The organism is Afipia sp. OHSU_II-C1, from assembly GCF_000497575.1.
GTDB lineage: Bacteria > Pseudomonadota > Alphaproteobacteria > Rhizobiales > Xanthobacteraceae > Afipia.
Genome location: NZ_APJI01000015.1, coordinates 256,963 through 271,609 on the forward strand (window position 1 = coordinate 256,963; position 14,647 = coordinate 271,609).

Annotated in this window: 16 protein-coding genes and 1 tRNA gene; 9 read left to right on the top strand and 8 right to left on the bottom strand. The window is 59.2% G+C overall.

What is annotated here, in order from left to right; all coding sequences use genetic code 11:
* Positions 1–48: 48 nt before the first annotated feature.
* The gene (locus tag I554_RS27335) at positions 49–192 is read right to left on the bottom strand and encodes a hypothetical protein (RefSeq protein ID WP_192817783.1); all 144 of its coding nucleotides are present in this window, start codon (positions 190–192) and stop codon (positions 49–51) included.
* 127 nt (positions 193–319) lie between these two features.
* A complete protein-coding gene (locus tag I554_RS0117830) occupies positions 320–1,039 on the bottom strand; it encodes a helix-turn-helix domain-containing protein (RefSeq protein ID WP_024576627.1) in 720 nt (239 codons plus the stop codon).
* Between the two features lie 163 nt (positions 1,040–1,202).
* On the opposite strand from I554_RS0117830, the gene I554_RS0117835 reads away from it, so the two are divergent.
* Both I554_RS0117835 and I554_RS25685 read left to right on the top strand, forming a co-directional pair.
* Positions 1,203–1,517 (top strand): cytochrome c, encoded by a 315-nt coding sequence (locus tag I554_RS0117835; RefSeq protein WP_024576628.1) that lies wholly within the window; start codon positions 1,203–1,205, stop codon positions 1,515–1,517.
* A gap of 124 nt (positions 1,518–1,641) precedes the next feature.
* Positions 1,642–1,992, top strand: coding sequence for a hypothetical protein (locus I554_RS25685; protein ID WP_244432782.1), 351 nt, complete (start codon positions 1,642–1,644; stop codon positions 1,990–1,992).
* A gap of 12 nt (positions 1,993–2,004) precedes the next feature.
* Here I554_RS25685 and I554_RS0117845 read toward each other — a convergent pair whose 3' ends face one another.
* A complete protein-coding gene (locus I554_RS0117845) occupies positions 2,005–2,433 on the bottom strand; it encodes a CBS domain-containing protein (protein WP_024576629.1) in 429 nt (142 codons plus the stop codon).
* Positions 2,434–2,678: 245 nt separating this feature from the next.
* Here I554_RS0117845 and I554_RS25690 point away from each other — a divergent pair, with 245 nt between their 5' ends.
* From I554_RS25690 to I554_RS0117880, 7 genes are all read left to right on the top strand, one after another.
* Positions 2,679–2,888 (top strand): hypothetical protein, encoded by a 210-nt coding sequence (locus tag I554_RS25690; RefSeq protein WP_024576630.1) that lies wholly within the window; start codon positions 2,679–2,681, stop codon positions 2,886–2,888.
* A 73-nt stretch (positions 2,889–2,961) separates the two neighbouring features.
* A complete protein-coding gene (locus I554_RS0117855) occupies positions 2,962–3,345 on the top strand; it encodes a hypothetical protein (RefSeq protein WP_024576631.1) in 384 nt (127 codons plus the stop codon).
* Positions 3,346–3,529: 184 nt separating this feature from the next.
* Positions 3,530–5,059, top strand: coding sequence for a sensor protein FixL (gene fixL / locus I554_RS0117860; RefSeq protein WP_024576632.1), 1,530 nt, complete (start codon positions 3,530–3,532; stop codon positions 5,057–5,059).
* On the top strand, positions 5,059–5,676 hold the full coding sequence (gene fixJ / locus I554_RS0117865) for a response regulator FixJ (RefSeq protein WP_024576633.1): 618 nt from the start codon (positions 5,059–5,061) through the stop codon (positions 5,674–5,676). Before fixL ends, fixJ begins: the two co-directional genes overlap by 1 nt.
* Positions 5,677–5,751: 75 nt before the next feature.
* Positions 5,752–6,150 carry a response regulator gene (locus I554_RS0117870; RefSeq protein ID WP_024576634.1) on the top strand — a complete coding sequence of 133 codons (399 nt, stop codon included), beginning with the start codon at positions 5,752–5,754 and terminating at the stop codon, positions 6,148–6,150.
* Positions 6,151–6,245: 95 nt separating this feature from the next.
* Positions 6,246–6,935 carry a helix-turn-helix domain-containing protein gene (locus I554_RS0117875; protein WP_024576635.1) on the top strand — a complete coding sequence of 230 codons (690 nt, stop codon included), beginning with the start codon at positions 6,246–6,248 and terminating at the stop codon, positions 6,933–6,935.
* A 40-nt stretch (positions 6,936–6,975) separates the two neighbouring features.
* Positions 6,976–7,221, top strand: coding sequence for a PilZ domain-containing protein (locus tag I554_RS0117880; protein WP_024576636.1), 246 nt, complete (start codon positions 6,976–6,978; stop codon positions 7,219–7,221).
* Positions 7,222–7,682: 461 nt separating this feature from the next.
* On the opposite strand, the gene I554_RS0117890 is transcribed toward I554_RS0117880, so the two are convergent.
* The 5 genes from I554_RS0117890 to I554_RS0117910 form a co-directional block, all read right to left on the bottom strand.
* A tRNA-Ser gene (locus tag I554_RS0117890) sits at positions 7,683–7,772 on the bottom strand.
* A gap of 89 nt (positions 7,773–7,861) precedes the next feature.
* Complete coding sequence (locus I554_RS0117895) at positions 7,862–9,358, bottom strand: trehalose-6-phosphate synthase (RefSeq protein ID WP_024576637.1); 1,497 nt, start codon at positions 9,356–9,358, stop codon at positions 7,862–7,864.
* A gap of 269 nt (positions 9,359–9,627) precedes the next feature.
* Positions 9,628–11,466: a glycoside hydrolase family 15 protein gene (locus I554_RS0117900; protein WP_024576638.1), complete on the bottom strand. Its 1,839-nt coding sequence runs from the start codon at positions 11,464–11,466 to the stop codon at positions 9,628–9,630.
* Entirely contained in the window at positions 11,463–12,275 is an 813-nt protein-coding gene (otsB, locus tag I554_RS0117905) for a trehalose-phosphatase (protein WP_024576639.1), read from the bottom strand. The genes I554_RS0117900 and otsB overlap by 4 nt, the downstream gene beginning before the upstream one ends.
* The gene (locus tag I554_RS0117910; RefSeq protein WP_244432783.1) at positions 12,275–13,696 is read right to left on the bottom strand and encodes an MFS transporter; all 1,422 of its coding nucleotides are present in this window, start codon (positions 13,694–13,696) and stop codon (positions 12,275–12,277) included. The genes otsB and I554_RS0117910 overlap by 1 nt, the downstream gene beginning before the upstream one ends.
* Positions 13,697–14,647 lie beyond the last annotated feature (951 nt).

Consider the following 14,647-nt stretch of genomic DNA (forward strand, 5'->3'; position numbering starts at 1 on the left):
CGGGCCGCGACATCGCAGAGCCGCTGCAAATTTTCATAACCGGCCGGTTCAGAACGCCCTTCGCCGGGGCTTTGCGACATCGTTCTTCAGACGATGGGGTCTGGTCTGAAAGTCCGCCCACATCAGGACGGCGCCGAACGCCACGAACATCACCAGAATGATCGCCGACAGAATTATTGCATTGGTGGGCATAACCGCTCTCCCATTTTGGCTGGGCGCAGCGTGCAGCATCGGATCGAGGGGGTCTTTGATGCGGATCAAATCCGCACAGGCCATCGGCGGAATCTACAACCCCGTGACAAAACCGGGATAGCGGGGATCAGGCGGCAGCCAGTGCTTCGGCCCGGCTTGTATCCATCAGGCGAATACCTCCGGGAACGATGACGATGACACCGTCGCGCTCCAGCTTGGTCAGTGTACGACTGACCGTTTCGACGGTCAGACCAAGATAGTCTGCGATATCCTGCCTGCTCATGGGCAGGTAGACCGTCCTGGCCGCGCGGCCGATCCTCTGCAGCCTGTTTCGCCAGCCAATGAGAAAGGCTGCGACTTTTTCCTCGGCAGATCGCCGTCCAAGCGAGACCATGTGGTCCTGCGCCAATATAAGCTCTTGCCGCGCAAAATCATTCATCCGCTGCAAGATGCGCGGGTTGCTCTCCACGAAGCGGGCAAAAGGCTCTTTCATGAACCGGCATACCATGACCGGCCCGATCGCATCCGCCGAGAAGCCGTAACAAGCGCCCGGCGCAATTCCGATGAAATCGCCCGGGAGCGCGAACCCAACAATTTGACGCCTGCCGTCGGGTAACAACTTGGACAGACGCACCGTTCCTTCCGACACGTTGTAAGCCGCATCTGAATGATCGCCCTCCGAGAACAGCGGCGCCCGGGAACTCAAACGCACGCGCTGTGACAGCCTTGCCAGCTCTCGGAGCTCTGTTTCATCGAGCGCACCGCAGATGCTGAGCGAACGGATGGCACACAGGAGGCAGCCTGCAAGATCGCTGTCCAGACGGCTTGGAGATACGCGATCACACATCAGTAAATCTCGCCTTCGCAACAAATTCCGCCAGGCCGCCAAGCGGCCCGCAAAAGCAACCATAACGACTTTGACGGTGACGGATTGATGCAAATCAATGCGAGAAGGGAGGATTCCCGCAGGATCGATATGCAAACCCGCGCCTCACACCGAAACATCGACGATGCGATATCTTTACGGCTGCCTGGCGATGGCCATCATTTTTGCGGCACCGGCCGAAGCAGCGTCCCCCGGCGAACAGCGCGGGTTTGTTTTCGCGAAGACACACTGCGCGCGGTGTCACGCCATCGATCGGTTCAGTCCAAGTCCGTTGAAGATTGCTCCTCCATTCCGCGATCTTCACCGGCGCTACAAGATCGAGACGCTGGCAGAGGCTTTTGCGGAGGGGATTTACACCGGTCACCCGACCATGCCCGCCTTTCAGCTCGATCCAGACCATATCAACGACCTTCTCGCCTTCATGAAGAGCCTGGAATAGTCATTTGGCTCCCCTCGTCCATCGCGAGTAAACTCTTGGGACAGCAGACGGAAAGACTTACGCCATGAGCCAAACAAAGCCCCGGCGAATTTTGAACGCAAGCCTGCCATCGAGCTTTCGCTAGATCAGGCTCGAACTCGCGCGGGAGGCGGAGCACCCCTTTGGCGATTCGGGAATAGCTTACGTGCTTGTCGGACCATTGGATTCCTCGGGTCGGCTCGATCCAAGGATGTGGCGGCAGCATCGCGAAGCCTGCCGGGTCGCGCGGTTTCGACCGGGAAAGCCTGATGATCTTGGCCATCTCGTTCACCGCGCCGGCGGCCACTGGGCATTCCACTACGATATCTCCGGCAACCACGACGATGAGGCGGGGTATCATTTCGCGGATGAAAAGTTCGTTCCGGGAGAGTACGTCTCCATCACGGACGAAGGCCACACTCATACCTATCGCGTTGTATCGGTTGTTCCGCTCTAGCCAACTGACCGTTTAGTTGTCTGCGCCGGTGCACCGCTTTAACGATTTCATGACATCCTCGCGGGAAACGATGCCGATGAGCCTCTCCGCATCGATCACGGGGATGCTTCTGACGCGATGCTCGACCATGAGCTGCAAAACTCGCGTGAGCTTTGTTTCCGCGCCAACATAGATGAACGTTGGCTTCATGACATCGGCAACGACTGTGCTCATGAGATCGTCGTAACGCGGCACTATTTGCGCCGGCGTAAAGGCAAAGCATTTCAGAAAATCCAGCTTGGTCACCAGCCCGACAGCGTGGGCGCCCTCGACAACCGGATAGGCATTGAAGTCATCGCGCTCGAACAGCAGCAATAACGCTCGCATGGTCAGGTCCCGCGTCACCGTCTTCACGGAGCGCGTCATGCAATCGGCAGCCGTTTCCTCAAGAAATTTGTACAAAGAAGCATTCCGGAATTTTGCAACGACAATGAACGATCAAAGGCAGCTTGCGCCGCCGTCAAACCCTTTGACCGCAAATCCGGAGGGCGTGATTTGATCAGGATCAATGGCAAGCGATCCGATGGCTCTCTACAAGATGGACCAGGCCGGACAGGCAGCCGGGTCTCCCCTCTGCCGTTCGGTTGATCGAAATCAACACGGACTACCATGACGCGAGTTAGCGTTTCTCCATTGGGAGAAACCGCATGCATATTTCAGACATTGCTCTCGAGTGTTCACGGCGTTGCGCGCAACTTGCCTTGAAATGCACCCACGAGGAGGTCGCTATTGAACTCAATGTTCTGGCCGTCCGGCTCATGGTCGCGGCCGTCAGAGATGCCGAATTGCTTGTCGACCAAACACAGGCCGGGGGGCGGACAGCCACCCTTTCCGGCGACGGCCCTTGTCAGCAGTGAACCCAGCCCGGCCTGATCACTCGCTGACGTCGGGGCGTCGGATATGAACACATGCTAACGCCGGAGAACAATTATGCAGAATATCTGCCATGAAGCGAATGCGCAGCATCCGAATGATGTTTCGTCACAGCTAACGGAGATTGCCAATAGAGGTACAAAGCTCGCTCTCGACGCACAGAAACTGATTATCTATGAGATCATACAGGCCAATCAGGACGCGCTGGAGCAGGCCCGTTCAGGCGTAAGCATTACGCAGGAATTCATCTCAAAGATCGCTCAGGCGCATTCAGTCAAAGAGCTGACTGCCGCATTTCGAGACTGCGGCCATGAGCAGATGGACCGCCTTCATCGGAGCTATGAACATCTCTTTTTGCACGGCCACGAAATTTTTGAAGCTTCGACCGGTCTCGTTCTGGCCGCGCTTCGCGGCGAAGCCCCGACCAAGTCAACCGCCTAGACACAGCTCTCGCGGGCCATAAAAAAGCGCCCTGCGAGCTATTTTTCGGCCCTTCCAGTCCGCAGAACCTGGGTTCGGACTTGAGCAATGTCTCCAACTGGGCCAATACTCGGTTAATGGGTTCTTGCCGCGATTTCCTTTCTTGAGGCATGAGACCCGGCCCGGGATCTAGAGGCGACGGATCTTGACCAGAACCGATGAGGCACCGTCCGAGGGGCCCTTTCGTGATGAACATTTGTGGCTGGGTATCGACGGGTCCGGTATCGGCACTTGGGATCTCGATCTTTCAACCCGCAAATTGATCTGGTCCGCTGCTGCACGAGGCCTGCTCGGCGTTTCAGACAACCAACCTGTGAGCTACGAGTTTTTTCTCTCGCTGCTTGAACCTCAGGACCGCGAGCGCGCCGAACTCGCCGTGAAGCAATCTGTCGAAACCGGATGCAACCTGGATATTCAGTATCGGGTGCGCGGAACTCGCGATCGTAGTCACTGGGTTCGCACCCGCGGCAGCGTTGTCAGAAGCCATGACGGCACACCTCGCCATCTGAGTGGAATCATTCTCGATATCGATGATCAAAAGCAGGTTGAGGAGGCATTGAGGACGCGAGAAGGTCACCTTCGGTCCATCCTCGAGACGATTCCCGATGCCATGATCGTCATTGACGGCCGCGGCATCATGCAGTTTTTCAGCAGCGCCGCCGAAAGGCAGTTTGGTTACACCGAACAGGAGGCTATCGGCCAGAACGTCAGTGTGCTGATGCCCAATCCTGACAGACGGCGTCACGACGGATACCTTGCACGCTACCAGTCAACGGGCGAGCGGCATATCATCGGGATCGGCCGAATCGTAACCGGCCAGCGCAAGGACGGAACAACGTTTCCGATGCATCTCTCCATCGGCGAAATGGAATCCAGCGGACAACCTTACTTTACTGGATTCGTCCGTGACCTGACCGAATATCAGCAAACGCAGGCGCGGCTTCAGGAACTTCAATCCGAAATCGCTCACGTCTCGCGCCTGAGCGCGATGGGAGAGATGGCATCCGCGCTCGCGCACGAACTGAACCAGCCGCTGGCGGCTATCAGCAACTACATGAAGGGCTCTCGCCGCTTGCTGGCCTCGAGTGAAGACCCGAACGCCGCGAAAATCGCCAGCGCGATGGATCGCGCAGCGGAACAGGCGCTTCGTGCAGGACAGATCATCCGGCGGCTTCGCGATTTCGTGGCGCGCGGGGAATCAGAAAAGCGCGTCGAAAGTCTTTCGAAACTCATTGAAGAAGCCGGGGCGCTGGGCCTGACGGGCGCGAGGGAACAAGGTATCCTGCTGCGCTTCAATCTGGATCCCGACTGCGATCTGGTGCTGGTCGATCGAGTCCAGATTCAGCAGGTTCTGGTCAATCTGTTTCGAAACGCGCTTGAAGCGATGGCCGACACCGCCCGCCGAGAACTGGTGGTGGCAAATGCCAGGGCTGCGGAAGAGATGATCGAGGTCGAGGTCTCCGACACGGGACACGGATTCAGTGACGACGTGCGGACAAAGCTGTTTCAGACGTTCTTTACGACCAAGGAAACGGGAATGGGTGTGGGACTTTCGATCAGCCGGACAATCGTAGAGGCACATGGCGGACGCATGTCCGTTGAAAGCAACCCATCAGGCGGCGCCACATTCCGCTTCACGCTGCCGGCCGCCGCATCGAGCGAGAGTCTGGAATAATGCCGCATAAAGGGAACGTGTATGTCATCGACGATGATCCTGCGATGCGGGATTCTCTCGATTTTCTGCTGGGCTCGGCGGGCTTCAATGTGACGCTTTTCGATAGCGCGCTAAAATTTCTTGAAACCATGCCCAGCCTGGCGTTTGGCTGCGTGGTCTCCGACGTGCGGATGCCCGGCATGGACGGGATCGACCTGCTGCGGCAGCTCAAGAAGGAGCCGAAGACGCTGCCCATCGTCATCATGACAGGACACGGGGATATTCCCCTCGCCGTGGAAGCAATAAAACTCGGTGCGATCGATTTTCTTGAAAAGCCGTTCGAGGACGAGCGGCTTGTCATCATGATCAGCACAGCCCTGAGCCAGGCGGCCGATCAATCGAAAACCGAATCTATTAGCGCGGACATCGCATCGCGAATTGCCTCGCTCAGTCCGCGGGAGAGACAGGTGATGGATGGGCTTGTCGCGGGGCTCTCCAACAAGCTGATTGCCCGCGATTACAACATCAGTCCCCGGACCATCGAGGTCTATCGGGCAAACGTCATGACGAAGATGCAAGCCAGCAGCATCTCCGAACTGGTCCGGCTGGCGATGCGTGGCGGGATTCTGAAGGATTGAGGCAGGTCAAGGCGGTCCAGCCGCGCATCGCTATGTTGGAGCATGCGCCACTCGTACTTGTCAGGGCCCCTCACGATGGCCTCATCTCTTACAAAATCCAGGATTTGCGTGGTCGACGACGACCTCGACGTCCTCAGTTCGCTCCGATTTCTTCTTGAAACGGAAGGCTTCGATGTCCGGACCTTCAGAAGCGGCGCGGCGATGCTGGACGCCGCGGCCACCGAGGAGTTCGACTGCTTTGTTATCGATTTCAAGATGCCCAACATGACCGGAATCACCATCGCCAATCACCTGCGGGACCGCAAGGTGCCTGCTCCGATTATTCTGATCACAGGGTATCCGGACCAGAATATCTGGGCGAAAGCCACAGTCGCCGGAATTGATGTGGTTCTTCTCAAACCGGATGCAGAGGAGAATCTGGCCTCCCAGATTCGTGCTGCGGTCCAGCGAAACCGCCATACCGGCCTCCGGTAAACTACTTAGGGTGCAGCCCTTAAGATATCGAGCGAAATATCCTGCGGCGCATTGTTCCCTGTAGAAATAGCCATCTGCCGCCGAAGGAGATGGTCATGCTCACCCAGTCCACCACCAATGCAATCGTCAACAGCCAAGCGGTCATCGGCGGGGGGCCGGCCACCGATCAGTTCGGCCTTGTCGCCGGTCACGCCAACCTCGTTGCGACTGAATTCTTCTACGGGCGTGACGCGGAAATCTACGGAGAAGACGAGCCAGCGGATTACGTTTATCAGGTCGTCCGCGGGGCTGTTCGCAGCTACAAACTGCTTTCCGACGGCCGGCGTCAAATTGGGGCCTTTCACCTTCCGGGCGACGTTTTCGGGCTGGTGGCCGGCAGCGTCCATCGCCTGACCGCAGAGGCCATTGTCGATACGACGGTGCGCCTCGTCAAACGCCGCGGCCTTGAACAGGCGGCAGCCACCGACGTTCACGTCGCCCGCAATCTCTGGACCATGACGGCAAGCGACCTGCGCCACGCCGAGGATCATATGCTTCTGCTCGGCAGAAAGACGGCCCTCGAGCGCGTTGCGACTTTTCTTCTCGAAATGGACCATCGCCTGGCGGCCACCGGCACAATGGCCCTTCCGATGTGCCGGAGGGACATCGCCGATTATCTGGGCCTGACCCTGGAGACGGTATCTCGCGCGCTGTCACAACTTCACAGCGAAGGCGTGCTCGATTTTTCCGGCGCGCGCCAGATCATCCTGCGCAATCGCCGCAAGCTGCACAGCATCGATATGTAAACCGACACTGACGGACTTGCCGATCGCAAGCCCCACCTGAATGAAAAAGATACGCGTTGCGGTCAGACGCAAGATTCACAAGGCGGGATCGATCATTGTCGGCAACCGCCGCCCGCTCACCTGCACGGTTCACAATCTTTCGGCCACCGGCGCCGCGCTCAGCATTAGGCAGTCGTCGATCCTGCCGGACGCGTTTGTTCTGGTCCTTGAAATGGAGCACCGGCGGCGTCCCTGCCATGTCGTCTGGCGGCGGGGAAACCGGATCGGCGTGAGCTTCGGGCGCTGACGTTCGTTGTCAAACCCGTTGCGGACAGGAGCTTCGGTCTAGCGAGTGAGAGCTCCCCAAGCCAGTCAGAGCGCCAGTATCGCCGAAAGCGTTCGCTGGATAATGCTGCGTATACGGTTATCGACGATCCATCGGCCCGATTGATCCGCCGCGATCACGATCGTCGAATGTACAATCGAGGCGGCAACAACCGCGGCCGTGCCGAGCATTGACAATTGAAGAGTGACGGATCGCGTGCTGGCCGGATCGATGAAGCCTGGCACGACCGATAAGAAGAACAGGATCGATTCGGATTGAAAACATTCGAGAGAAACCCCCGCCAGAAAAGAGAGCCTGGAACAAGCGGTCCTTGGAGAAAGTTTCTGGCACCGGCTGCCATACAGGGCCGGATGCTTTTGAAGAACAGCTCAACCGCTGCCAACAGAATTCCTAATGTTTTCCATATTGTTGGCCGGAATTCCTGGCGGAGAGAGCGGGATTCGAACCCGCGATACGGTTTCCCGTATACACACTTTCCAGGCGTGCGCCTTCAACCACTCGGCCACCTCTCCACGCGCCTGTCATGAAGGGGCACGCGCCGTTTTGCAAGAGAGCACGGGCACTGACCGGAAAAATTCCGTAAATAATTGAAGTTCTGGGGCTAATTGACCATCGGCCGGGGCTGGAAATGCGATGATTCGCGCAGCCGCCCACCCCTCACAGGGCAGGCCTCGGCCAGCCGTATCGGCCGCACGACCGACGGCAAGATGCTCGGCCCCGCCCCTACATGCGCGTTTTCCAGCGCCTCGATAAAGTCCGAGAACCAGCGATGGATGGTGCCCGCACGCAGCTTGGCCATCATCGCTTCCCAACGCATCCGGCGCTCGGTCGCGGGCATCGACAATGCAACAGCAATGGTTCGTGCCATGCCGTCGATATCGTGAGGATTGACCAGCAGCGCGGTGTCGAGCTCGTTCGCGGCGCCGGCGAATTTGGACAGCACGAGAACGCCGGGATCGATCGGGTTTTGAGCCGCAATATATTCCTTGGCGACCAGATTCATGCCGTCATGCAGCGGCGTCACCACGCCGACCTGCGCGGCACGATAGAATCCGGCAAGTACGGTCTGGCTGAAGCCCTTGTTGAGATAACGGATCGGCGTCCAGTCGACTTCGCCGTGGCGGCCATTGACATCCGTCACCTGTTTCGACAATTCGTCCTGCAAGTTGCTGTAGGCCTCGATGCCGCCGCGCGATGGGGTCGCGATCTGCAATAACGAAACCGATCGTTTCAGTGAAGGCTGAATTTCGAACAGGCGATCGAATGCGCTGATGCGATTGACCAATCCTTTGGAATAATCAACGCGATCCACACCGATCGCGAGGCGCTCGCCGTGCAGGCTCTTTCGCAGCCGAGACACATCCGGATGCGACGCTGCGCGCTGGGCCTGCGCTGCAAATCCATCGACATCGATTCCAATCGGAAACACCGCGAGACGCGAGGAGCCAAACCGCGACGTGACGATGCCGTCATCGACATCAAGACCAATCTCCGCCCGCAAATAGGCGGCGAAGTTCTCGCAGTCGTCATCGGTCTGGAAGCCGATCAGATCATAAGCAAGCATCGCTTCGACCAGATCGCGATGATGCGGCACGCCGGCGATCACGCGGCGCGAAGGCCACGGCGTGTGAAGAAAAAAGCCCAGAGGATTACGAACACCAAGCTCGCGCATTTCCGCGCCCAGCGTGAGGAAATGATAGTCCTGAACCCAGAACGCCGAAGTCGGCTTGTTAAAACGCATCAGCGCGCGCGCCATGAAGGCGTTCACTTCTCGATAGGACTGATAGTCATCCTGCGAGACACGGATCAGATCGTTGCGCGAATGCAGCGCGGGCCATAATGCCGAATTCGCGAAGCCCTCATAATAGCCGCCGTAATGCGCAGCAGGAAGATCGAGCAGAGCCAGCGCGCCCGCGCCGAGCGATTCGATTTCAGCAAAAGAATCCTTGGATAGATTATCACGAACGCGGCCGGACGAACCGACCCAGATTGCACCTGATTTTTCCACCACAGGCAGCAACGCTGCTGCCAGTCCACCGGTCATTGGCTCATTTGCTTTTGCGCGTGCGACCCGATTGGAGACGACGACGAGATCCACAGGGTGCCCTCCCTAGTTCTGCAAACGCAAAAATAACGCCTGTTCATCAATATGGTTCCTCGCCATCCTTCAGACTGATTGACGTCGAATTTCGGTGGCGTGAGATGGAACCGAGTTCCATTGTGTGAAGGGTGACCGATTAAAAACGATTTGCCTAGTCTTGACACATTCGGAATCGCGCAACGCGCATCTATGCAAAGTACCTTCGCATATTTTAGACTCCCGTTATGAAAACGGAATCCGATTCAATCGCGCGCATCGTGATGTCGCTAACTGCGCCAATAGCGGTCTTCCCAGTTCCGCGACAGTTTCATGCCAGTGAGAATCAAGCCCGCCATCGAATAGGTCTGCGGGAAATTTCCGAACAGCGCGCCGGTTTTCGGATCAATGTCTTCCGATAACAAACCATAGCGATTGCGATGCGACAGTGCATCGACGAATGCCTCGCGCGCTTCATCACGCCGTCCCTGCTGCCACCACGCATCGATCAGCCAGAACCGGCAGATCAGAAACGCCGTCGCCGGCAATCCGAAATCATCTTCCGCCGCATAGCGCATCATGTGCTTTTCCCGCAGAAGCTCCCGCTCCATCGCCGCAACCGTCTTGATGAAACGCGGATCGTCGACCTCACACACACCGAGATCCGGCAAGAGCAAGACGCTGGCGTCGAGATCGTCCGATCCGAAGGCTGCGGTGAACGCTTCCCGTTTCGGATTCCACGCCTTGTCGAGCAGCTCCTTGTGAATCGGATCTGCGACCGAGTTCCAGTACGCCGCGCGATCATGCAGGCCGAGGCGGGTCGCGATGGAGGCGAGGCGGTTCACGCCCGCCCAGCACATCGCTGCAGAGTGCGTGTGGACGCGCTGACGGCCGCGGTATTCCCAGATGCCGGCGTCAGGCTTCAGCGCGACGCTTGCGGCCTTCTCTCCGAGATCCTCGAGCAGACGAAACAGCTTCTCGCCACCCGGCGTCGGCAGACGGCGGTCGAAGAACAGCGGCAGGGCGGCGAGGATCACGCTGCCGTAGGTGTCGTGCTGGCTCTGTTCGACGGCTGCGTTGCCGATGCGCACCGGACCGTCACCGCGGTACCCTTTGAGATTGGTCGCGACCCATTCGTCGAGCGGCAGGTTCGGCACCACGCTGTAAACCGGCTTCAGCGGACCATCCGCATTGGCCGCGATCGACAGCGTAAAGCCGATGAAATCTTCCATCGTCTGCGTCGCGCCGACGCGATTCAGCGCCTTCACCACGAAGTAAGCGTCACGCAGCCAGCAGAACCGATAGTCCCAGGTGCGGCCCGAACCGGGTGCTTCCGGTATCGACGCGGTGTGCGCGGCAATGATTCCGCCGGTCTCTTCGAAGTTCGACAGCTTCAGCGTAATCGCGGCGCGAATGATCGCTTCCTGATAGTCGTAGGAGATATAGAGCCGTCGCACCCAGTGCAGCCAATAGGCCCTGGTCTGTTCGGCAAAGGACGTTGCGGTCGCAGCAAGATCGCCGGGATAGGGCTCGTCATGACCGAACACCATGTGCACCGGCCGCGTCAGCACGAACGGCGTTTCATGCTCGATCATGGCGATCGGCGCATCGGTGGTGACGCGGACCGTGGACTCTTCCTCGACGTAGCGGATGTGATTGCTGCCGAGCGAGCTTCGCTTCAGCGGCTTGCCGTAGGAATGAGTGGGCCGGACGCGGATTGTAACGCGCGGCAGTCCGGCAATCGGCTCGATGATGCGGAACAACTGCGGCGGCCGAAACATGCGGCCGTACTGCCGGAAGCGCGGCGCAAAATCCGTGATGCGGACCGCATTGCCTTTGGCGTCCGTCAGAATGGTTTCGACCAGCGCCGTATTGCGAACATAGTCGGATTTGTAATCCACCATGCCGTCCAGCACGACATCGCTGAAACCTTTTTCCTCGTCGCCTGCAAGCAAGCGGGAAAATACCGGGTCCGCGTCGAATCGCGGGAAGCACCACCACACCAGCCGCGATGTCGGATCGACCAGCGCTGCGGTCTTGCAGTTGCCGATGATCGCCAGATCGAGGCCATGGTCGATTTTCGTACCCGCTTCAACCTGGGACGTCGTCATTGCCTTGGGAATATTCATTGCGCCGCCATCGCCTCGTCATCGATCAATTGTGTCAACCATGCGCGAACGTCCTTCGGAGCCCTGAACTGTCCATCGACACCGTGAGCGCGGCGGCCGACCGAGAACGATACGCCGCGGAATGCAGGCATGATGGCGAACACGGACTCGTCGGTGACGTCATCACCGATGAAGATGGGATTACGGCCGGAGAATGGCGCATGATTCATCAGCTCCCGAACGCCGGTCGCCTTGGTGAAGCCCGCGGGCTTGATCTCGCACACGAACTTTCCGGGCAGCACCTCGATCGGCGCCTGCGGAAGATCGGCCCGGATCGCGGAGACGGCTTCATAGATCGTGCGCTCGAACTGCGGCGCCAGCCGGTAATGCAGCGCGATCGAATAGCCCTTGTCTTCGTACAGGATGCCGGGGCTGAGATGCGAGATCGCAATGAAGCGGCGCTTCAGATCGTTATCCATGGGCGGCGCGTGCGACGCCACCGCCTCGTTCTCGACCGAAAGCCGCATCTCCGCGCCGTGACCGCCAACTGCCGGAAACTGCAACGGCGCAAAGATGACATCGATGTCGGTCAGCGAGCGTCCGCTGACCAGCGCCAGCGCGCCATCCAGGCGATCGTGCAGCGCCTGAAGTGTGCTTCCGAGATTTGGCGGCACCACGACATCGCGCGGCGTCGGCGCCAGCTCCAGCAAGGTGCCGTCGATATCGAGCAGCAGCGCCGTCTGGTCAAGATCCGGCACAATACCCGCCGGCGCAGCCAACGCCTCGCCCGCACTCTTTGCCGGAGTTTTTTCAACCACGCGATGATCCATCATTTACCCTGCGCGGCGAGCGGCCGCGCAACCTCCTCAAGTGATTTGCGCTCGGCATCGATGCAGTAGCGCCACGCGATGAGCGCAGCGGCGACCATCAGAACCGATCCGAGCAAATAACCGGCGAACACGCTGCCGCGCGAGCCGGTATCGATCAGAACTCCAAACAGCGCGGGCCCCGCGACGCCTCCGATGCCGGTGCCGATCGCATAGAACAGCGCGATGGCCAGAGCGCGGACCTCGAGCGGAAAGGTTTCGCTCACGGTCAGATACGCGGCGCTGGCCGCCGGCGACGCAAAGAAGAAGATCACCATCCAGGCGATCGTCTGGGTTTGCGCACTGAGTACGCCGATCGAGAACAGGTAGCCCGACACGGCAAGCAGAATGCCCGACACGCTGTAGGTCAGCGCGATCATGGTGCGCCGTCCCAACGTATCGAACAACGATCCGAGAAACAGCGGCCCGAGAAAGTTTCCGGCGGCGAACGGCAGAATGTACCAGCCGATATTCGCGGCCGGGATAGCGAAGAAATCTGTCAAAACCAAAGCATAGGTGAAGAAAATCGCGTTGTAGAAGAACGCCTGGGACACCATCAGGGACAGTCCGACCAGCGAGCGGCTACGATAGGTATGGAACAAGGTGTCGGCAACTTCGCGCAGCGGTGTATGCGTCCGCATCGTCAGCCTGATCTTCGGCAAGAGATGATCCGGTTTGCCGCCGCCGGATACCGCACGTTCGATGTCCGCGACGATTTTCAGGGCCCGCTCCGGCTGACCGTGAATCATCAGCCAGCGCGGACTTTCGGGAATCCATAACCGCATCACGAATACGACCAGACCAAGGCCTGCGCCGGTCAGAAACGCCAGCCGCCATCCGAGCTCTGGATCAATCACCGCCGGATCGAGCAGCACGATCGCACTCACCGCACCAATGGCAGCTCCGATCCAGAAGCTGCCGTTGACGATCAGATCGGTACGGCCGCGATAGCGCGCAGGCACCAGTTCCTGAATCGTTGAATTGATCGCTGTGTACTCGCCACCGATCCCCGCGCCGGTGATAAATCGAAACAGCGCGAAGCTTGCAAGATTCCACGAGAAGGCTGTTGCCGCTGTCGCCGTGAGATAAACCGCCAGCGTGACGAAGAACAGTTTCTTGCGCCCGATGCGATCGGTCAGCCAGCCGAAGCCGATGGCACCGAGCACTGCGCCCGCAAGATAGGCGCTGGTCGCAATACCGATGTCGGTGTTGCTGAAATTCAGAACCGGGCTGCTTTTCAATGCACCCGACAATGCCCCGGCCAGAGTGACCTCGAGCCCGTCGAGAATCCATGTGATGCCGAGTGCCGCGATCACGCGGGTATGAAAGCCGCCCCATGGCAGCGAGTCCAGCCGCGCGGGAATATCGGTCTCAACGGCACCCATTGCGAGCGCGGCGGAAACGGGAGCGCTTCCTTGCTGCGAGACCTGTGCCGGGGACATCTGGATGTTTGTCAAAACTGACATCCCGCCGTCCTTTTCACCGGTTTCACTCTCGACCTTTCGATTGGACGCCGTAACCGGCGATGGCAGGCAGCCGCGGCGGGATGGCTCTGGAACTTGGAATCCCGCCTCCCCGAAACGGCAACGATTTCAGTGGCAAGGCCTGGAACCGCCCGTTCCATGCCTGTCCGCCGGACGGCGGGTACATCCGCCGCCGTCCACCGAGACAACACTGACAGGGGGTGGAGGTTCCAACTGGAACCCGCCCGGCCGATCACGCGACATGGCCGCTCATCATTCCGGGCGTTTCGCACGAATAGCCTCACCCGGTCCTCAGGGAGCACGGGTCCCCGCCTGCGGGGGGACGACGCGTTGAGAGATGCGCAATATCTCGGCAATCACGTGCGTCATTGCGAGCGCAGCAAAGCAATCCATCTGCACTTGTCGCCGCGAAAGACTGGATTTCTTCGTCGCTTCGCTCCCGCAATGACGGCACATTCTGAAACCTCATCCTGAAGTGCGAGCACTTGCGTGCCTCGAAGGATGACAACGCGATCCGCAGTTTGCCACGCATCCTTCGAGGCTTGCCGCAAACGCGGCTCGCACCTCAGGAGGACGCAACGCTTGACATGTCCCGATCTAGGAATATAGTCCGCATCGTCCTGGTCGTGAGGGGCGCTTCTCGAGGGCGCTTTGAAGCGGAGCAGGATGCGGCGCCTGCGCGTGTGTCTCGCAAACACACGTCCGGGAGGCTGGGGTCACCGTCCGGGCCAACTACGTGGCTCTGCCGTTCGCCGGCTGGACGCGGAGCGGACGAAGGCGGCGAAAGCCGTCCGGATCAGGGGTCGAGTACCTCCCCCGTCCGCACCCGGAAGTACGGTCCCCTCGCCCAAA

What these genes read in the sequence shown, in the direction of transcription:
- I554_RS27335 (WP_192817783.1), bottom strand. Translation starts at nt 192, where the DNA reads ATGCCCACCAATGCAATAATTCTGTCGGCGATCATTCTGGTGATGTTC.
- I554_RS0117830 (WP_024576627.1), bottom strand. Translation starts at nt 1,039, where the DNA reads ATGTGTGATCGCGTATCTCCAAGCCGTCTGGACAGCGATCTTGCAGGC.
- I554_RS0117835 (WP_024576628.1), top strand. Translation starts at nt 1,203, where the DNA reads ATGCGATATCTTTACGGCTGCCTGGCGATGGCCATCATTTTTGCGGCA.
- I554_RS25690 (WP_024576630.1), top strand. Translation starts at nt 2,679, where the DNA reads ATGCATATTTCAGACATTGCTCTCGAGTGTTCACGGCGTTGCGCGCAA.
- I554_RS0117855 (WP_024576631.1), top strand. Translation starts at nt 2,962, where the DNA reads ATGCAGAATATCTGCCATGAAGCGAATGCGCAGCATCCGAATGATGTT.
- fixJ (WP_024576633.1), top strand. Translation starts at nt 5,059, where the DNA reads ATGCCGCATAAAGGGAACGTGTATGTCATCGACGATGATCCTGCGATG.
- I554_RS0117870 (WP_024576634.1), top strand. Translation starts at nt 5,752, where the DNA reads ATGGCCTCATCTCTTACAAAATCCAGGATTTGCGTGGTCGACGACGAC.
- I554_RS0117875 (WP_024576635.1), top strand. Translation starts at nt 6,246, where the DNA reads ATGCTCACCCAGTCCACCACCAATGCAATCGTCAACAGCCAAGCGGTC.
- I554_RS0117880 (WP_024576636.1), top strand. Translation starts at nt 6,976, where the DNA reads ATGAAAAAGATACGCGTTGCGGTCAGACGCAAGATTCACAAGGCGGGA.
- I554_RS0117900 (WP_024576638.1), bottom strand. Translation starts at nt 11,466, where the DNA reads ATGAATATTCCCAAGGCAATGACGACGTCCCAGGTTGAAGCGGGTACG.
- otsB (WP_024576639.1), bottom strand. Translation starts at nt 12,275, where the DNA reads ATGGATCATCGCGTGGTTGAAAAAACTCCGGCAAAGAGTGCGGGCGAG.
- I554_RS0117910 (WP_244432783.1), bottom strand. Translation starts at nt 13,696, where the DNA reads ATGGGTGCCGTTGAGACCGATATTCCCGCGCGGCTGGACTCGCTGCCA.